Origin of the sequence: Paenibacillus sp. Cedars (assembly GCF_003184205.1) — a bacterium.
Classification (GTDB): domain Bacteria; phylum Bacillota; class Bacilli; order Paenibacillales; family Paenibacillaceae; genus Paenibacillus_AQ; species Paenibacillus_AQ glucanolyticus.
The window spans coordinates 1,264,872-1,282,875 of the sequence record NZ_CP020866.1 but is presented as its reverse complement, the minus strand read 5'-3'; the positions used below and the strand labels follow the sequence as shown (position 1 = coordinate 1,282,875).

General features: G+C 50.3%; 16 protein-coding genes. 2 read left to right on the top strand and 14 right to left on the bottom strand.

The window, feature by feature from the left end; all coding sequences use genetic code 11:
* Nucleotides 1-202 precede the first annotated feature (202 nt).
* From B9D94_RS07610 to uvrA, 3 genes are all read right to left on the bottom strand, one after another.
* Entirely contained in the window at nt 203-592 is a 390-nt protein-coding gene (locus B9D94_RS07610; RefSeq protein ID WP_148246749.1) for a tautomerase family protein, read from the bottom strand.
* Nucleotides 593-756: 164 nt separating this feature from the next.
* The gene (locus tag B9D94_RS07605) at nt 757-2,523 is read right to left on the bottom strand and encodes an ABC transporter ATP-binding protein (RefSeq protein ID WP_148246748.1); all 1,767 of its coding nucleotides are present in this window, start codon (nt 2,521-2,523) and stop codon (nt 757-759) included.
* Between the two features lie 30 nt (nt 2,524-2,553).
* Nucleotides 2,554-5,055, bottom strand: coding sequence for an excinuclease ABC subunit UvrA (gene uvrA, locus B9D94_RS07600; RefSeq protein WP_148246747.1), 2,502 nt, complete (start codon nt 5,053-5,055; stop codon nt 2,554-2,556).
* 303 nt (nt 5,056-5,358) lie between these two features.
* Here uvrA and B9D94_RS07595 point away from each other — a divergent pair, with 303 nt between their 5' ends.
* A complete protein-coding gene (locus tag B9D94_RS07595; RefSeq protein WP_006211858.1) occupies nt 5,359-6,060 on the top strand; it encodes a MerR family transcriptional regulator in 702 nt (233 codons plus the stop codon).
* A 125-nt stretch (nt 6,061-6,185) separates the two neighbouring features.
* On the opposite strand, the gene B9D94_RS07590 is transcribed toward B9D94_RS07595, so the two are convergent.
* From B9D94_RS07590 to B9D94_RS07575, 4 genes are all read right to left on the bottom strand, one after another.
* Nucleotides 6,186-7,079: a DUF4097 family beta strand repeat-containing protein gene (locus B9D94_RS07590; protein WP_148246746.1), complete on the bottom strand. Its 894-nt coding sequence runs from the start codon at nt 7,077-7,079 to the stop codon at nt 6,186-6,188.
* A 125-nt stretch (nt 7,080-7,204) separates the two neighbouring features.
* Nucleotides 7,205-8,521, bottom strand: a complete 1,317-nt coding sequence (locus B9D94_RS07585; RefSeq protein ID WP_086936527.1) for an ABC transporter substrate-binding protein — start codon at nt 8,519-8,521, stop codon at nt 7,205-7,207.
* A gap of 121 nt (nt 8,522-8,642) precedes the next feature.
* Nucleotides 8,643-9,467 carry a carbohydrate ABC transporter permease gene (locus B9D94_RS07580; protein WP_006211861.1) on the bottom strand — a complete coding sequence of 275 codons (825 nt, stop codon included), beginning with the start codon at nt 9,465-9,467 and terminating at the stop codon, nt 8,643-8,645.
* Nucleotides 9,464-10,390, bottom strand: a complete 927-nt coding sequence (locus B9D94_RS07575) for a carbohydrate ABC transporter permease (RefSeq protein WP_063480261.1) — start codon at nt 10,388-10,390, stop codon at nt 9,464-9,466. Before B9D94_RS07575 ends, B9D94_RS07580 begins: the two co-directional genes overlap by 4 nt.
* A gap of 304 nt (nt 10,391-10,694) precedes the next feature.
* On the opposite strand from B9D94_RS07575, the gene B9D94_RS31415 reads away from it, so the two are divergent.
* Nucleotides 10,695-10,883 carry an HXXEE domain-containing protein gene (locus B9D94_RS31415; protein WP_253806117.1) on the top strand — a complete coding sequence of 63 codons (189 nt, stop codon included), beginning with the start codon at nt 10,695-10,697 and terminating at the stop codon, nt 10,881-10,883.
* 234 nt (nt 10,884-11,117) lie between these two features.
* Here the strand turns inward: B9D94_RS31415 and B9D94_RS07565 are convergent, their stop codons facing one another.
* The 7 genes from B9D94_RS07565 to B9D94_RS07535 form a co-directional block, all read right to left on the bottom strand.
* A complete protein-coding gene (locus B9D94_RS07565; RefSeq protein WP_036641482.1) occupies nt 11,118-11,777 on the bottom strand; it encodes a class II aldolase/adducin family protein in 660 nt (219 codons plus the stop codon).
* A 104-nt stretch (nt 11,778-11,881) separates the two neighbouring features.
* On the bottom strand, nt 11,882-13,162 hold the full coding sequence (locus B9D94_RS07560; protein ID WP_006211865.1) for a TRAP transporter large permease: 1,281 nt from the start codon (nt 13,160-13,162) through the stop codon (nt 11,882-11,884).
* The gene (locus B9D94_RS07555) at nt 13,162-13,662 is read right to left on the bottom strand and encodes a TRAP transporter small permease (protein ID WP_006211866.1); all 501 of its coding nucleotides are present in this window, start codon (nt 13,660-13,662) and stop codon (nt 13,162-13,164) included. The genes B9D94_RS07560 and B9D94_RS07555 overlap by 1 nt, the downstream gene beginning before the upstream one ends.
* Before the next feature lie 29 nt (nt 13,663-13,691).
* Nucleotides 13,692-14,678 carry a TRAP transporter substrate-binding protein gene (locus B9D94_RS07550; RefSeq protein WP_006211867.1) on the bottom strand — a complete coding sequence of 329 codons (987 nt, stop codon included), beginning with the start codon at nt 14,676-14,678 and terminating at the stop codon, nt 13,692-13,694.
* A gap of 76 nt (nt 14,679-14,754) precedes the next feature.
* Nucleotides 14,755-15,780: a zinc-dependent alcohol dehydrogenase gene (locus B9D94_RS07545; protein ID WP_063480263.1), complete on the bottom strand. Its 1,026-nt coding sequence runs from the start codon at nt 15,778-15,780 to the stop codon at nt 14,755-14,757.
* 55 nt (nt 15,781-15,835) lie between these two features.
* Entirely contained in the window at nt 15,836-16,492 is a 657-nt protein-coding gene (locus tag B9D94_RS07540) for a GntR family transcriptional regulator (protein WP_148246745.1), read from the bottom strand.
* Between the two features lie 22 nt (nt 16,493-16,514).
* Nucleotides 16,515-17,906, bottom strand: a complete 1,392-nt coding sequence (locus B9D94_RS07535; protein WP_148246744.1) for a four-carbon acid sugar kinase family protein — start codon at nt 17,904-17,906, stop codon at nt 16,515-16,517.
* Nucleotides 17,907-18,004 lie beyond the last annotated feature (98 nt).

The following is an 18,004-nucleotide window of genomic DNA, read 5'->3' as shown; positions in this document are numbered from 1 at the left end:
GGAACTGTACACAAAAAAAGGACAGCCGTATTGACTGACCTTTAAGTGTCTTCCGTGTCTTCCGTGTTTTCTATGCCTTATGTGTCTTACGTGTCTTACCTATCTTCCATTTATTCCGTTTAATCCATGTATTCCATGCTATTCCGTGTCTTAAAAACACTCACACGTCTTCCATTCTTGCGTATCAGAAATAGCTGCACTGTTAAATATTCACCTGATACCCTAATGTCAGTTCATCGCCGGGAAGGCCACGGATTCCCCAATTGTGCTGCGGCGTTTCGAATATCGTAATCTCCACATCCCGGGAAGAGATGTGCAGCGCATGCTGAATCCGTTCGAACAACAGTCGAATCAACTGTTTCTTGGCTTCCACGGACCGGCCTTCAAATATGCTGATCTCGATCACGGTGTAACGATCCGTCCTCCCGTCAGGAAAGTAGAAATCCTCCCGGTTCATGGGGAAAAAGCGATGGAATTTTTTATCAACGGGAAGTCCAAACGCTTCAACCACACACGAATGGATCACTTCCGATAATTCTTCCTTCACAGGGTTCAGGCGCTCCCTGACGCCATAAATCTTAATCTGTGCCACGCTCAACTCATCTCCTCTGTTCTCATCTAAGCTCAAGCTATGTTACCTATTATTTCTATTCGTTCGGGCTGTCCGAAAGCCCTTCTTATATCGGTGAATTTGTTGAATACGGTATACGGATCATTCTCCCCAATCCGGTTGTTCCCCGATTTCTATTACTACCTCTATTCACCGGTCTGGAACTGCTTCTTCGCCCATTCCACATAGGATGGGTGGCTCTCGATTAATTCCTCGTGCGTACCGCTCCCCGTAATATGACCCTTCTCAAGGACGATAATCTGATCGGCCTCAACAACGGTAGATAACCGGTGGGCGATGACCACGGTCGTGCGCTCTACCATCAGATTATTCAAGGCCTTCTGCACTTCATGCTCGGAATCACTATCCAGACTTGCCGTTGCCTCGTCCAGAAGCAGAATATCCGGCTTCCGCAAGAGCGCCCTGGCAATTGCAATCCGTTGACGCTGGCCTCCCGACAACTGGATGCCTCTCTCGCCAACCTCCGTGTCATACCCTCTTGGCAAAGCTTCGATAAATCCCTCGGCATAAGCCAGTCTTGCCGCCTCAGCTATTTCTTCCTCGGAGACTGGCTCCTCCCTTCCATAAACGATATTGTCCCGAATCGTTCCGGTCATCAGCGGGCTGTCTTGGGAGACATACCCGAGCTTTCGCCGCCAGGAGTCCAGCGTATAATCGCGAATCTCGTCCGAACCAAACCAAATCTCCCCGCCGGAAGGCGCATAAAAACGTTCAATCAGGGAAAAAACCGTCGTTTTTCCGCTGCCGCTCGGCCCAACCAGGGCGGTTACCTTCTTGGCAGGTATCGCGAACGATACGTCGGACAGGATCGTCTCCCCTTCATGATAGGCAAACCCAACCTTTTTAAATTCAATGTTCCGATGCCCTTGCGGTGCAAGACGTATGGCTCGATCATCGGTTTCCGGCTTGAATTCGAGAATAAGCCGCAATCTCTCGGTAGCTGCCATTACCTTCTGCAGCTGGGAATAGAACGTAGCGAATTGGCTGAACGGAAACATGATCTGGAACAGCAGCAGGATAAACGACACCAGTTCACCTGCGCTGAGCGCACCGGAAGAGACGCGAACACCGCCGTACCCGATAATAACGACCAGCAGCACGACCATGACCATGGACATCAACGGAATCAGGACCGAGTTGATTTTGGCTTCCTTCATACCGAAGCGATACAGGCTGTCCATGTCGTCGTAGCCGCTTTTCTCCTCCTTCCGCTCGGCGTTGGATGCCTTCACCAGTCGGATCTCGCCGATCACCTGGGTCAGCATGGCCGACAACTGGGCAAGCTGTCCATACATGCTGATGGAGATTTTGTACATTTTACCGCCGATGGGCATTAAGATTCCGAACCCTACCGGGACTGCGATGAGGATAATGAGGGTCATCCGCCAATCCAGATAAAACAGGATCGCAACGGCACCGATCACGGTCAGCAGATTCGAACAAAAAGCGATCAGATGATCCGTGATCAGCGTCTTCACTTCATTCGTATCGTTGGCCACCCGGCTCATCGTATCCGCCGAGCGATGCTTGTCAAAGAACGGAACCGGCAACGCCAGCACTTTGCTCCAGAGCCGTTTGCGAATCTTGTTCACCGTCTGGTTTCCGACAAAGGCAAGCATATAATACGAGAGTCCGCTTGCTACGGCTTCCAGCAGGAACAGAATCGCCAGAAATCCGACCGTGCGGACATTAAACGAATCCGCTGCAAAATTATCGATCAATTGGCCGGTGATGAGCGGGACGACCAGTCCGGTCACCGCCCCGACCATACTTAGCAGAATGGCAAGAAAGAGCACCAGCTTCGGAATACCCGCGGAACGCAGCAGTTGGATAAAATAGCGAATCGTGGTCTTCGTTACCTTGCCTTTCTCTTCTTCTACGGTTTGCTCCATATCGAATCCCTCCTATCTCTTTCGCTATGATCACATATAGATTTCTTGGATGAAACGGCCGGTAAACGATGCTTCCACTGCCGCCACTTCCTCAGGCGTTCCCGCTGCAACCACCGATCCGCCGGAGGCTCCCCCGCCAGGACCAATATCAAGAATCCAGTCGGAGTTCCAGATCAGGTCCAGATTGTGTTCAACCAGAATGACGGTGTTCCCCGCATCCACCAAGCGGTTCAACAGAAGCAGCAATTGCAACACATCTCCTGGGTGCAAGCCGGTTGAAGGTTCATCCAGCAAATATAGCGTGTGGTTCCTCGTCTTCTTGCTCAGTTCCTTCGCCAGCTTAATCCGCTGACCCTCGCCGCCGGACAACGTTCGAACCGATTGACCCCACTTCAAATAACCAAGTCCGACATCGCAGAGCAGCTTGGTCAACTCCATGATTTTCGGCCGCTCCTCCAGCAGCGTCAGGCTCTCTTCAATTGTCATATCCAGAATATCGGAGATCGTATAACCGTTGTAAGTCACGCGCAGAACCTCTTCCTTGAAGCGCCTCCCTCTGCAATCCGGGCAGCGCACTTCCAGCTCCGGCAGAAAATGCATATGCACCGAGACCACGCCAAGACCTTGGCAGGTCTCACATCGGCCGCCTGGTGTATTGAATGAAAAATGCTTCGCTGTCAGCTGGCTTTGTTTGGCTTCCGGCATAGCGGCATACCAGTTTCTAATATGGGTATACACATCCGTGTAAGTGGCAATGTTGGAGCGCTGCATGCGGGATACCGGAGATTGGTCAACCGTAATGAGTTGTCCCACGGAATCCCAGCCCGTAATCGCTTTGCAGCCGGTTGGAGTTGATTGATCGCTTCCGGATTCCGCCAGAAGGTCAAACAAGAGCGTGGATTTGCCTGATCCCGACACGCCTGTCACCGATATGAGACAGCCGAGTGGGAACGATGCGGTTATGTTCTTCAAATTCCTTAAATGCGCCTCCTCGATCGTAAGCAGGCTGCCGTTCCCTGTCCTGCGCCGGCTCGGTGCCGCAAGCATTCCATTCTCGCGGAAATACGATCCGGTAACGGAGTCGGAGCTGTGGATTAATTCCTCCAGTGTTCCCTGACCCACCACCGTACCGCCCATCGTTCCCGCACCCGGTCCGATGTCGATGATATGATCTGCGGCACGCATGACTTCTTCGTCATGTTCGATCACAAGCACCGTGTTGCCCAGATCCCTCAGTTGTTTCAGAACCTGAATGAGTCCACGAGTATCTTTGGGATGAAGCCCGGTCGTCGGTTCGTCCAAAATATACAGGACCCCCGTAAGCCCCGATCCCAGAATCGATGCCAGTCTAAGCCTCTGGGCTTCTCCGCCTGACATCGTCACTACTTGTCTATCCATGGACATATAGCCAAGGCCGACATCCATAATGCGTTTCAGTCTCACTACGGAATCATAGATGAGTGGTTCCACGATCATTAACTGATCCGAGGATAGCTTTCCGAGTAATGCTTCCATCCAAGCGAGTGCATCCCCAATCGACCAGGCATTGACCTCATGGATAGCCGCCCCGGCAACAAGGACCCGGCGGCTGCCTTCTTTCAGTTTCGTTCCATGACAATCCGGACATTGCTGCTCCTGAAACAGAACCGCCTCACCGGATTCGCTCCCCTTCTCCCGGTACCTTCTCCATATTCCGGTTACAACACCTTCGTATTTGCCTTGCCCTACGGACTTCGGCGGCTTCACTTCCGGAAAATGCCGAATGAACTGCTCACTCTCAACGCCGTAATACAGAAGATCACGCTGAACTTCGTTATAGTCCCGCAGCGGCAAATGATCATCGAACGTGAAGTCATAATGTTGAGCGGCTACTTTCATCGTACTCGTGTGATACTCAACTAAAGCGTTGAACCATGGCTTGACCGCACCGTCTCTTATACTCAGTTCCTGATTGAACACGGCATCCATATTCAGGCTGACCGTTTGGCCGAGTCCGCTGCAGGTTTCGCAGGCGCCTTCCGGCTTGTTAAAGGAAAAATGCGACATCGTTAACTTATCAAGACTGTGACCGCATCGCCTACAATGAACCGTCTCGTGGGAGTCGCTGATCTCTTCCGCGTCCGACGGACTGTGATACGTTTCCCCCTCCACATTCGGCGTGACCGTGTCCCCGCAGGAAGGACAGGTACGCTCACCAAGCTTGGCAAATAAAATCCGCAGCAGCGTGTAGATATCCGTCACCGTTCCGATGGTCGACCTCGGGTTCCGGTTCGTAATGTGCTGACCCACGCTGATCGACGGGGAGAGACCTTCAATCAAATCCACCTTCGGCTTGCTGACCGAGTCCGACACCATGCCCATGGATTCCATATACTGCCGCTGGCATTCACGCTGAAGAGTGTCCATTGCGAGTGTGGACTTACCCGATCCTGAGGGGCCCGTCATGACAACCAGTTTGTACTTCGGGATTTCAAGCGAGACATTCTTCAGATTGTTCTCCCGCGCACCGCGAATCTTAATCGTTCCATTCATAATTCCAACCTCCTTCGATTTACAAACCCATCTTACAACATTGATGCAAGTCTAAAATTCCACAATTAAAAAGGTTGATCCATCACCGTTTTCAAAGGCGGAATCCGTCACATCACTTTAAGGTTTATGTATAATGTTTGTTGGCGGTTTATCCGTGTACCATCGCACGGACTAGATAATGGGCTATAAATAGTTCGTTTCGTTATTTTCCCATCAGGCTTCTTTTCTTTGACCCTTACTTCATGATACAATCCCCCAGAAAAAAGGATTATGGCAGATTCGCGTAAGGCAAGGGGGACCATTATGGGCATCAGACCGATTGATATAGCAAAAAAGCTGGGGATTACCACAAGTGCACTCAAGCACTATGAGAAATGGGGAATCGTCCCTCCTGCTGAACGTGCCCCGAACGGATACCGGGTATATACCGAGGAGCATGCCGCTTATTTTGAATGCATCAGGGCCATGTTTCCCGGTTTCGGTGTAGATGTTACTAAGAAAGTGATGGTCAAACTGCAGGAACAAGAAGTGGATGAAGCGCTTTGGATCGTAAGCGAGGTACAAGCCCGCCTTCAACAGGATAAAATCCTTGCAGAGCGGACGATCCGCATTCTGGATACCGAGCAGCTTGATATTGTAGATGCCCGTGGCCGGAAAAAAGAGCTGACGATCGGTGATGTTGCCGCTGAAACCGGCGTTCCCACCTCGGCCATCCGCCACTGGGAGAAGGAAGGCATTCTTAACCTGCCTCGAGATCAGGACAACGGTTACCGGAAATTCGATGATGCTCAGATCCGGCAGATTATGATCATTCGCATTCTCCGCTCGGCCAATTACCCGCTGGAGGTCATCAAGGATGTATTGCAAGAACTCGAGCACCATCATGTCCATAACGCCAGGCGGGTACTGAAGGACACGCTGGTGTATCTGAATTACCGCAACCACAACCAAATGCGCGGCGTACACTACCTATACCAGTTATGCCGAGTATTGAAATTAGTGTAATTCCAGTTCCCTTTCATATTGTGGTGTACACATACAACAAACCAGCACGGATGGAACACATCCGTGCTGGTTTGTTTCTTGCATTCTATGACCTTATGATTCCTGTGACCGTATGCACACGATTTCTATGGATTAACCTTAATGGAGCCCACCGAGGTCGATAGGGATATCGCAGCTCCGCCACCGTTCACGTCGCTCTGCCCCCGGCTTGCGCCTGTAATCTGCCCAAGCTCGGTTTGGGTATCCAGCGTATACTTCATCTGCGGCGCAAACGTGGTCGTGATGCTCCCTGCCGACGTGTTAACCGCCAGGGTGCTGTCCTTATCGATCTCCTCAAGCAACATCTTGACGCTGCCGGCTTCGGTTACGATTTTGGAATTCCCCGTAATTTCCGTTTTGTTGAGCTGAATCTCCCCGGTCCCTAATCGAAGATCAAAAGCCCCCTTCAAATCGTTCACAAGGACCTTTCCGACATCATTATTCATGCGAACCTCTTGAAGGGCTTCCGGCACTTCGATCACATAATCAATCATGAACCCGGAGTCGCCAAACTGCTTCTGCGACCAATCCCACAGACTCGTGCTTGAGTCCTCTTTAGGATGGGTTCTTAATTCCAGCATGCCGTCCTTGAGTGTAAAGGAGCTGGCCGCCTGCTCTGTAACCTGGGTACGGATGTTATCGTTCTTAAAGAAAGCTTCGTTAAACCACACGGTTGTTTTTACTTTGATCTCGCTGCCGGATGCTGCGATGAGCTCGATATTGCCCACGGCATGGTCAACAACTAATCCCTCGGCTGTGCCGATTTCCTGGGCCGCCGTCAATTCGAACTCTTTCCCCTCCCGCTTGACATGATCGCTGATTGCCACCGCGGAATCTCCTGCAAGGTTCCCAACCTGTGCTAATTTATCAAGCTCCTGAATGACGGCTTCATCTGCGTTATTGGCTGCATCACACCCGACCAGCACGGCAAAAACCATTAGCGATGCGATTTTAACCGCCATCGTTCTTTGCTTTTTCATGTTATGATCCTCCCAGTCCATTCCTGTTTATGTATAAATCCATTATAACTGGATGGCAGGATTTAACACGCTTCCCTGGACTGGTTGCTTCCTGGACTTTAGTCGGGGGCAAATGATTGAAAGTGCTACTTCACGGTTCGATTATAGTCCTGAATTTTAGCCGTGATTTCTTTGGCGGCATCATCTAGTGCCTGCTGCGGAGACTTTTTGTTGTTAAGCACTTCTTCGATTGCGCCTTCCACGATCTGCCTCGCTTCCGGAAAAACCCCCATCACCGCACCTTGTGTCGCCTTGACCAGCTTCGTCTGATGCAGCTGATCAATCGCGGTTTGGAACTGCGGGAATTTCTCCAGATTTTCCTTCACACTGTCCTCCTCATACGCCTTCGTTGTGATCGGAAAATACCCGGTATTGATATGCCAGTATGCTTGCTGTGATGGAGAAGTCAGAAATTTAATAAATTCCCATGCGGCCTTTTGCTCTGTGTCAGGACGACTGTTCATCATCCACAAGCTTGCTCCGCCAACGATTACTCCTCCTTCAGCCGAGCCTGCAGGCTTGGGAAGGAACCCCGTTCCCACCTCGAATTTCCCCTCCGCACTGTCAACCAGTCCTTTCAATGCCGCAGTCGAATCCAGAATCATGGCAACTTGGCCTGCCGAGAAAGCCTTTTTGGAATCGTCGGTCTTGCGTCCCAGATTGTTGGCAGCCTTCGAATCAATCAATTCCTTCCACCAGGTTAATACCTTTACTCCAGGTTCCGTGTTTACTAGTGATTCCGTTGCCAGATCATCACGGCCATTCCCATGATTCACGTATTCAGCACCTTGGCTCGCGAATAGCTGCTCCATGAACCAGCCGTAAATCGCGAAATTAGCGCCCACGGCTTTCCCCTTTTTCGATATCGTTTCGGCCGCAATCGTCAACTCTTCAAACGTCTTCGGAGGATTCTCCGGGTCTAGTCCGGCATCCTTGAACAAGTCCTTGTTATAATACAATATAGGATTGGATGAGTTGAACGGCATCGAGTACAGTTTGTTCTCGAATGTATAATAGCCGCTGATATTCGGTTCAAGTTGAGCCGCATCCCATTGGTCCGCATCAATGAAGTCCTGCATGGGGGTAATCAGTTTGGAATCAATCATAAAACGGCTGCCAATCTCGTACATCTGCACAACGGACGGCCCCTCGTTTGTACCCATCGACGCCTTTAATTTGCTTAACAAATCATCATAAGTCCCCTGATACACCGCTTCAACCTGTACCTTATCCTGGGACTCGTTAAAGTTGGCGACAAGCTGGTCAACCACCTTGGTTGTCGCTCCACCCATCGCATGCCAGAACACAACCTTTTGCACGCCAGCTTCTGTCTTGCTGCCAGTATCCGTCCCCTTCGCCGGCTCCTCCCCCATATTAACGTTGCATGCACTCAGCAGCACCATGACCGCAGCCAGCACCACACCAATCATCCTGATTCTTCTCTTCCTCACACCAATGCCCTCCCTTTTCTATTCAAAATAACAACCTATGATAAGCCTGCATAAGTGCAAGCGCACCACTTCATTAGCCCTTCAACGCACCTGCCGTAATTCCGCGAACCAGTTGTTTTACGCCAAAAGCGAGCAGCACAAACGACGGGATCAGCACAATCGTCACGCCCGCCAAAATCAGATTCCATGACATCACTTCGGCATGCTGGAGCATGGCGACCCCGATCTGTACCGTGCGCATCGATGCCTTGTTCGTAATGAGCAGCGGCCACAGGAAGTGATTCCAATGGGTAAGGAATGTATACACTGCCAGCGTGGCAATGGACGACCGGGACAACGGGAGCACCATGGAGAAATAACAACGAATATGACCGCATCCGTCGATCTTGGCCGCGTCAAACAGCTCGCGCGGAAGCTGCAGGAAGAACTGACGGAGCAGAAACACCCCAAAAGCACCCGCCATGAAAGGTACGATCAACCCTTGGTAGCTGTCCATCCATCCCCAATCCTTAATTGTCAGATAGTTAGGAATAATCGTCACTTCCCATGGAATCATCATCGTGGACAGGAAGAGTCCGAACAGCACGGCCTTCCCCTTAAAATTCAAAAATGCGAATGCGTAAGCCGCCAGACTCGAAGTAATAACTTGACAGAGCATGATAGCGGTAGAAACAATAAAGCTGTTCAGAATAAAGCGGACGATGGGAAACCCTGAAATGGCTTCCGCGAAATTGCCCAGGTAGAAGCTCGACGGGAACAACGGCGGCGGAAAATTAGCTACCTCCTTCTCCGTCATAAAGGAAGAGAACACGGTAAAGATAAGCGGATACAACACGACCAAAGACAAGAGCAAAAGCAGCAGATACGTGAATGCGGACGCAGCTCTTCGCAGGATCATTGATAATGCACCTTCTTCTCCAGTACTTTGAACTGCAGCAGAGTCAAGAGCAGAATAATCGCAAACAGAATCAAAGCCTGCGCGCTGCCAATGCCAAATCGGAAATTAACGAAGGCATCCTGATAGATGGAGTAAACCATCACATTGGTGGAATTGATCGGGCCGCCCTTCGTCAAAATGTGAATTTGCCCAAACGCCTGAAATGCACTGATAACCGAAACGATCAAGGCGAAGAAGATGGTCGGTGACAGCAGTGGCAGCACAATTTGCAGAAATGTCCGAATCGGCCCGGAGCCGTCCATTCTAGCGCTTTCGTAAATCTCTTCCGGCACCCCTTGTAATCCGCTTGACAGCAGAATATACAGGAATCCCATGTTCATCCAGATGGTCATGATGGAAATGGAGATAAGCGCCCACGAAGGATCGGTTAACCAGGGAATCGGCCCGACATGAACGAGACTTAGAAAATAATTCAGCATCCCTGCCGTGGGATGGAACAACAGAAACCAAATGATCGAGCCGGTTCCGACCGAAATCACGATGGGCAAGGAGAAGATAAACTGAAACACCTTCATGCCGCGCAGCTTGTTGTGGGTAATGGCAGCCAGGAATAGCGACCAGATTAAGGAGGTAGGGACCGTGAACAGTATAAACATCAAGGTGACACCCAAATTTTTATAAAATTGTCCTGTCGATAAGAGCCGGATAAAGTTCTCCAGCCACACAAATTCGACCACTTGACCTCGGGGATCGGTAATGGTCATGCTAAGATAAACTGATTTCAACATCGGATAGAACAGAAACATCATAAATACGATGACGGAGGGTGCCAAAAATCCATAGGCTAAAGCATGCTCTTTCCAAACTCTTTTTCTTACCTCCTTAGATTTTCTGTCATTTAAAACGCTTTCATAATTAGGCAATTGCCATTCCCCTTTCTTTGGGATATTCCCCTCAAACCGAAATGGAAAGCAAAATTCCGCAAAAAAAGAGAACAAAAAAAGTCACAAAACTGCATGCCTAAACAGACAAGCAATGATGTGATTCTCCTGTTCTCCATCACATATGTAGCTGCTCCTATATTACAATCGACTCTCAAATATTGTCAACGAATATTCACATATGCATATAACCCATGTATTGTAATTTCCGTTGTGACAAGAACATCACCCTGCAATTTACACGGGCTGTACTTCTGATCGGCTCTGACTCACCAGCATTACCTTCGTGACTGCCTTGCACTTTGAACCCGGCAGCGGCCTCAATGCCCTGTTTATCGTTTTCGCTGCGGTATTCCTGCTGGACGGCATAAAGCATGTAGGAGCTTCTATCGCGCTTAAAGCGTATACGCCCGGTGTCATTACGGCAGCGCTTCTGGAAATCCCATATGGCATTTACACCTTTATCGCTTCCTGAACGAAGATTTCGTTGAACCTGCTGCACTCCCAATTGGAACTATGATTTCCTTACTCGTCGTACTTTGTTTGGTATGGTTTGGTCTAACGCTTCCGGAAGCAGATTGCGCCCATTCGCAGAGATTGTTAAACGTTCGAAGTTGATGCCTACTGGTGTTTTTTAAAAAAATGCCGCCGGATCTCATCATCCGGCAGCATTACATTACTTATTCATCATGTATCCAAAGCTCTGTGTTTAGCTCCAGTTACGTCTAGGCTTGTATCCGGCTTTCTCCAGGAATTCCAGCTCCGTCTCCGGGCCAAGTCCCTGGATGCCCACCTTCGCGCTCATCGAAGTAATCAACATACGGCTGGCAACCTCCAGCGTCTGCAGTGCCATCCGGGCTTCGCGGATGGTGGTATCATAAACAACCACGCCATGGTTCTCAAGCAGCAGCACATTGGCAAGCTTGGCCTTTTTCCGGACGCCTTCACCCAGCGCATCACTTCCTGGATGGCAATACGGCACTCGTTCTATTCGCTCCAGGTAATACATCGTCTCAACGAACATGTTCGAAGGAATTTCCAGATCTGAACACGCAATAAGCGTCGTATAGAACGGGGAAGCATGGAGCACGGCTCCGATCTCCGGACGGCTTTCGTAAATCGCTCGATGCATGGGGGTTTCTTTGGACGGTTTACGTCCCTCGGCTCCATACACATTCCCGGACAGATCGCATTCGATCAAGTCCGCCTCCTCCAGTTCTCCGAGGAAGGTACCGCTGGCCGTGACCACGTAACGATCACCTTCGCTCCTGGCAGAGATGTTGCCTGCATTTCCCCAAGCCAGATCGTATTGCATCATATATTTACCGGTATGCTGCAGTTCTTTTCTAATCGTCTCCACGTTAGCCATGAGATCGACCTCCTGAATCAGTTTATATTTTTCACTTGAGATTCCCTTACTAGTACACGTTGACTTCTACACGTTGACTTCTACACGTTGACTTCGTGAGTCCCTTATTTACCGCCCAACAAGTTTGGCAGGAACATCGACAATTGCGGAAGAAACGTAATCAACAGTAAGTCTATAATCAGCACAATATAGAACGGCACCATGCCTTTGCTGATCTGATCCAGCCGGATTTTTGCAATCTGCGCGGATATAAACAGGTTGATGCCAAGCGGCGGCGTACACATCCCAATCGCCAGGTTGACGATCATGATAATCCCAAAATGGGTTGGATCAATACCGAACTCGGCAGCTACTGGAGCCAGCAGCGGCGCTAAAATAATAATCGATGCATTGGACTCCATGAACATTCCTACGATGAGCAGGAATACGTTAACCAACAGCAGGAATACGATTGGATTATCGGATATGTTCACGAAGAAGCCAGCAACTGCCTGTGGAATTCCTTCGCGCGTCATAATCCAGCTGAACAATCCGGCGCTTGCAATGATGAACATAATGACAGAGGTCGTAATCGTAGATTGCGTCAGAATGTTAATCAGCTTGGAGAATTTAATCTCTTTGTAAACGAATACGCCAACGATGAAGGCATAGGCTACAGCAACGCCCGCGGCCTCCGTTGGCGTGAAGATACCGCCATAGATTCCGCCAAGGATAATGATTGGCATAAGAACTGCCCAGAACGACTCCTTGAAAGCCTGCCATACCTCTGCGCGCGTCTTTCTTTTTTCCCGTGCGTAGCCTTTGCGCTTAGCAATCATGTAAACGGCTATCATCAGCGACAATCCAATCATCAGTCCCGGAATAAGTCCCGCCATAAACAGATCACCGATTGAAGTCTCCGCCGCTACCCCATATAGAATCAATGGAATACTTGGCGGAATGATAACCCCCAGCTCACCCGATGTTGCCTGAAGGGCGCCCGTAAAGTTCTTATGATATCCTCGGGAGATCATCGCAGGAATCAGAATGCTGCCAAGTGCTGCCGTTGCAGCAGCGGAAGAGCCTGATATCGCAGCAAAGAACATCGACGTTACAATCGTTACAAGTCCAAGTCCGCCGGGTAAATGACCTGTCAGTGCATTGGCCAGATTCACGAGCCTTCTTGAAATTCCGCCAAATTCCATTAATGTCCCTGCAAATACGAAGAATGGAATCGCCATTAAGGGGAATGAATCCGTTGACGTGAATGAACGCTGAACCAGAACAAGCAGCGGCGTGCCGCCTTCCCACCAGATCGCCACCGCCGAAGCCATTCCCATTGAGACGGCTATCGGTACGCTGATAGCGAAGAAAAGGATCAGACATCCGAATAGTATGATAGGCATTATAATCCTTCCTCCTTCGCTGGCGGTAGTTTCTCGGAAACAATCGTTTCCAGAATGACCGCTACCGCATTGATAATGAGCAGCATCGCCCCGACAGGAATCGCCGCATAAGGGATCGACATGCTGAGTCCCATGGCTGCCGACGACTGCACGGATACCCGATTCAGAATATCAATGCCCTGGACCAGCAAAAGAACAAAGAACACAATGCATATCACCATCACGGTAATGCGGATAACCTTCTTGTTTACTTCACTCACCAGCTCCGGCAGCAGCTCGATCGCAACCAAACGGTGATGCCGCAGTGCAAGCGAGGAACCCAGGAATACGAGGTAAACCATCAAATATCTCGCAAGTTCCTCGGACCAGTGAAGTGGATAACCGATAATCCGGTAAATAATCTGCATGATAATCAGGATGGACATTACACCCAGGATCATGGCCACTGCGATGCCCACGAGTTTGTTGAGCGCGTCGATCGCTTTTAATGTCTGCCGCATGGCTTATCCCCCCTATTGAGAAAAAATGGTTATGGCGTATTAATAATTTTGTCGTAAAGCTCTCTTCCGTACATGTTGGCAAAGCGTTCATGCACGGATTTGGCAGCGGCCTCGAATGGACCTTTTTCAACCTCAACGAACTCGGTTCCAAACTCCTTCAGTTGATTGATGATCTGCTCTTCCTGTTCAAACACCAACTGATTCTCATATTCGGTGGCTTCCTTGGCAGCCTCTTCAACCGCTTGCCGCTGGAACTCATTCAAGCGTTGGTACGTCACTTCACTCATAGCAAGCATCACGTAGCCGTATACATGATCCGTCATCATCATATATTTCTGGACTTCCTGAATTTTGGAGCTTGCCGTAAAAGCAACCGGATTCTCCTGTGCATCGATGACTCCGGTTTGAAGCGAGGAGTACACTTCTCCGAAGGCCATTGGCGTCGGCGTAGCGCCCATCGCTTCCCAAGCTGCAATGGAAGCCGGAATCTCGGGCACGCGGATTTTCAAACCGCGCAGATCGCTTGGCGTTTCAATTTTCTTGTTCGCGGTCAACTCGCGCGGGGTTCTCATCCAGAACTCCAAGCCACGGACCTCGGCATTATCAAGCAAGCTCTGCTTCAGTTCGTCTCCGACATCGCCATAGAGCACATTCTCCAGATGCTGCTTGTCGCGGAACAAATATGGCAGCTCCAGAATTGCATAAGGACTATAGAAATTGGATAATACGCCGGCCGGCAGTGCAAAATCCACCGACCCTATCTGCATGCCTTCGATCAGGTCTCGGTCATTCCCAAGCATGGAGCTGGCATAAACTTCGACCTCAATCTCTCCGTTCGTTTTCTCCTTGACCAGTTCCGCAAATTTAAGCGCACCGAGATGCCATGGATCGGATTCGCCCGTAATATGGCCGAGTCTCAGCTTGATCGGACCATCGCTCGTATTGGGCTTGGTTATAAATAAAGCGCTTACAATGAGCAGTGCAACCACCATGACAACTGTGATTCTTTTCCACATTTGCCGTTCCCCCAATCTGATATGAAGTTCCTGCGGCTTCCGTCCCTAGAAGCAGAAGCCGCGGGGAATATGCTGATTATTCAAAGGTGACAATGACTTTCAGAGATGAATCTTCTTTCTTGTCCACCAGACGGAAGCCTTCCGCCGCCTCTTCATAAGGCAGACGATGGGAAATGACTGATTTGACATTCACCGCCCCGCTGGACAACAAATCAATGGCCGAAATGGTATCTTCACGCGTATAGGTCATGCAGCCCACAATTTCTTTCTCTGTTTGCTGCAAATTTACGATATCGAAGGTTTGCGTGCCATGGAACATCGCAATCGTTACGCAGCGGCCGCCTTTGCGAAGCAAGGAAAGGGCATCATCCACGATTCCCGGAACGCCGGCCGCAATCAGCACCTTATCAAATTCGCCTGCAATGTCTGCCTTGGCATCCTCTGTCCAATGATCCTTGCCATGAATATTTAAGGTGTGAGTCGCTCCCATCTCCTTAGCGGATTCAAGCGCGTAATCCATCACATCGGTAACCATCAGCGTTGTAGCCCCTGCCGCCTTGGCTGCCGTCATGGCGAGCAGCCCGATCGGACCGGCTCCAAGAATGGCAACTTTGTCTCCAATTTCAATTCCGGCTTTCCTTACCGCATGAACCCCTACCGCAAACGGTTCAACGAGCACACCCAGCTCATGGTCCAGATGATCCGGCAGTTTGAACACACACGTCTCCGGGGCGGCAAAATATTCAGCCATCGAGCCATACCAGCCCTTCAGGCCAGGCGCTCCCCGCTCCGCGCAATAATTCGTTCTGCCGGTAAGGCAGTAATCGCATTTGCCGCAGCCCACCTGCGGCTCAACGGTTACCCGGTCCCCCGGCTTGAAGGAGGTGACGTCCTTGCCGACCTTCACGACTTCACCGGACAATTCATGTCCGATAATGACCGGCGGCTTCCGAAACAGATGCAATCCCTTATAAGTATGAATATCCGAACCGCAAATACCGGCGGCTTTTACCTGTATCAATACTTCCCCCGTCCCGATTTCCGGTATATCCACGTCTTTAACGACAACTTTGTATGCATCCTCCACATATACAGCCTTCATTGTCTCTCCCCCTTGTTGTAATTCAAGCTTCGCGGTATGATTTCGTATCTCTCTGTTATATAAAAAGCGCTTGCTTTGATTCCTGCAAATGACGGCGCATCACGTCCGCACTGCTCTCCTTGCCGGTCTTCAGCGCTTCGTAAATCTTCCAATGATCCTCCATGAACTTCTCCATCCGATGCGGATCCTTCCGCAAATGTCGGCGCGTGATCCGCTGCAGATGATCATGGTAGTTCAGCAGCACCCGGTGAATCTCCTGATTGCCCGTGCATTCGCAGATAATCAGGTGGAATTCATGGTCGGCCTGGGCAAAATTCTTCACATCAAGTCGGCTGACGATTTCTGCCGTTTCTACCAGATTGCCTTCCAGCTCCTTCTCCTGTTCAGGCGTGAGTCTGGTTTCGATCTGCTGGCAGTTGAACGTCTCAAGCGCAATCCGCAAATCATATATATCCACAATCCGGTTCACGGACAGATCATTAATGATGATGCCCTGCTTCGAGGAAACGGTGACAAACCCCTCGGTCTCCAGCCGTGTCAGTGCCGCTTTAATCGGCGTCTTGCTCATCCCTAGCAGCTCAATCAATTCCCTCTCGGACAAAAATCGGCCCGGCTCAAATTTCTCATTCAGAATGCTTTCCTTGATTTCATTGTAGGCCACATCCTTTAACAGAAGAGAAGATGCTGCCCCTTTGCTTTTATCCATCGTCATTCGTGTATTCTCCTATCTTGGGCTATTCATCCGGTTCAAGCGAACCGGCATCCCGCACGTTAATAAAATAATCCGGTGATCCCAGCTGCCCACCCTTAAGCGCCAGTTCCAGACCGGCAAGTCTGGCATCGTCTGAATATACCCTGCACAGTGGAGCGCCCGGTGAAACATCCCATATCATCTCCAGCCCGTATACACCCATTTCACTGGTGACAAAACCGGAGGTATCTCCTCCAGCAATGACAACACGGCGAAGGCCCGGGTTCTGATCCATGATCCGTTTGGTCAGCTTGCCAAGCCGTCTCCCGATAAACTCACCGGTTTCCGCTCCGGACAGCCCAAGCGAATTCAACCTGCTGCGTGTCTCTCCGATGGCTTCATCCTCAGGACCAAGTGCAGTGTACAGCACCACGCTCTGTCCTTCAGCGAGCTTGTCCGCTGCTTGATGGATCCATTCCGACAGGGTCGTTTCATCCGTATTCTGCATCAGGTCCGGCGTTATGCGTATTCCATGAAAACCTTCGGCTATCGCCCGCTCAATCTGAAGCTGAGTGACGGGCGATGCACTCCCTGACATAACCAGAATTGTATCGGTTGGCTGAATACGGGCATCAGGTCCGTTGTTCTCCGATGAGTGCGAGCTAAGTCCAAGCTCATCCCAATGAGCAGCAAGAGCATATTCAACGCCAGAGGAACCGACAACAAACGTTCCCGCCCCTTCCGGCTTACCCTGAATGAGCTCCCCACATCGCTTGAGCCTGTCTTCATCCAGAGCATCAAATAACAGAATTCCCGGTTTCTCTACCAGTTTATCATGATATCGGTGATGAACCGTATCCTGATCTCCGTCAAGCTCTACGATATCCATCAAAGCGATCACTTCTGAGGTCTGCTCGGCAAGGTGAAGACGCAAATCCGCCTCATGCATCGGAGTGGAAGGATGCTGCGACATCACGGGGTGCCGATCCAAACGGTACACCGTATCATGCATTTTCGCAAAATGCTGGCCAAACAGCGTATAACGTCCGAGACGGGGCGCGCCGACCAGCAGCGGAACCGTAACCTGGTCAGGAAAATAGTCTCTTGCCACCCTAATCGCATGGCCTATGCTGCCAACCTCTGGAGAAGAATCGAAGGTTGAACATGTCTTATAGTGGACGAGCGGTGCGCCGCTCATGGACAGCTTCTCGAATACAGGCCGAAGCTCGGCCTCCATATCCTCTGGAGATTTGGCTCTGCTTGTACCTGCTACACCTACACAGCGAATGCCTTCAAACTTCTTCAGCCGCTCAAGCGAAGGTGCTTCCAGAAACAATACCGTGCGGAAACCGCTTCGGGCCAGTGCCTCCATCGCATCCGTCGAACCGGTGAAGTCATCACCATAGAAAGCAAGCAGCAGCTCATTGTTGTTCATGCTTGTCCCTCCTGAATCTATGATAGATCTATCATAGATCTATTTGAGACCTATTGTATGTGCAGCGCTTTCAAAAGTCAACAATCTTTTCGTTTGCA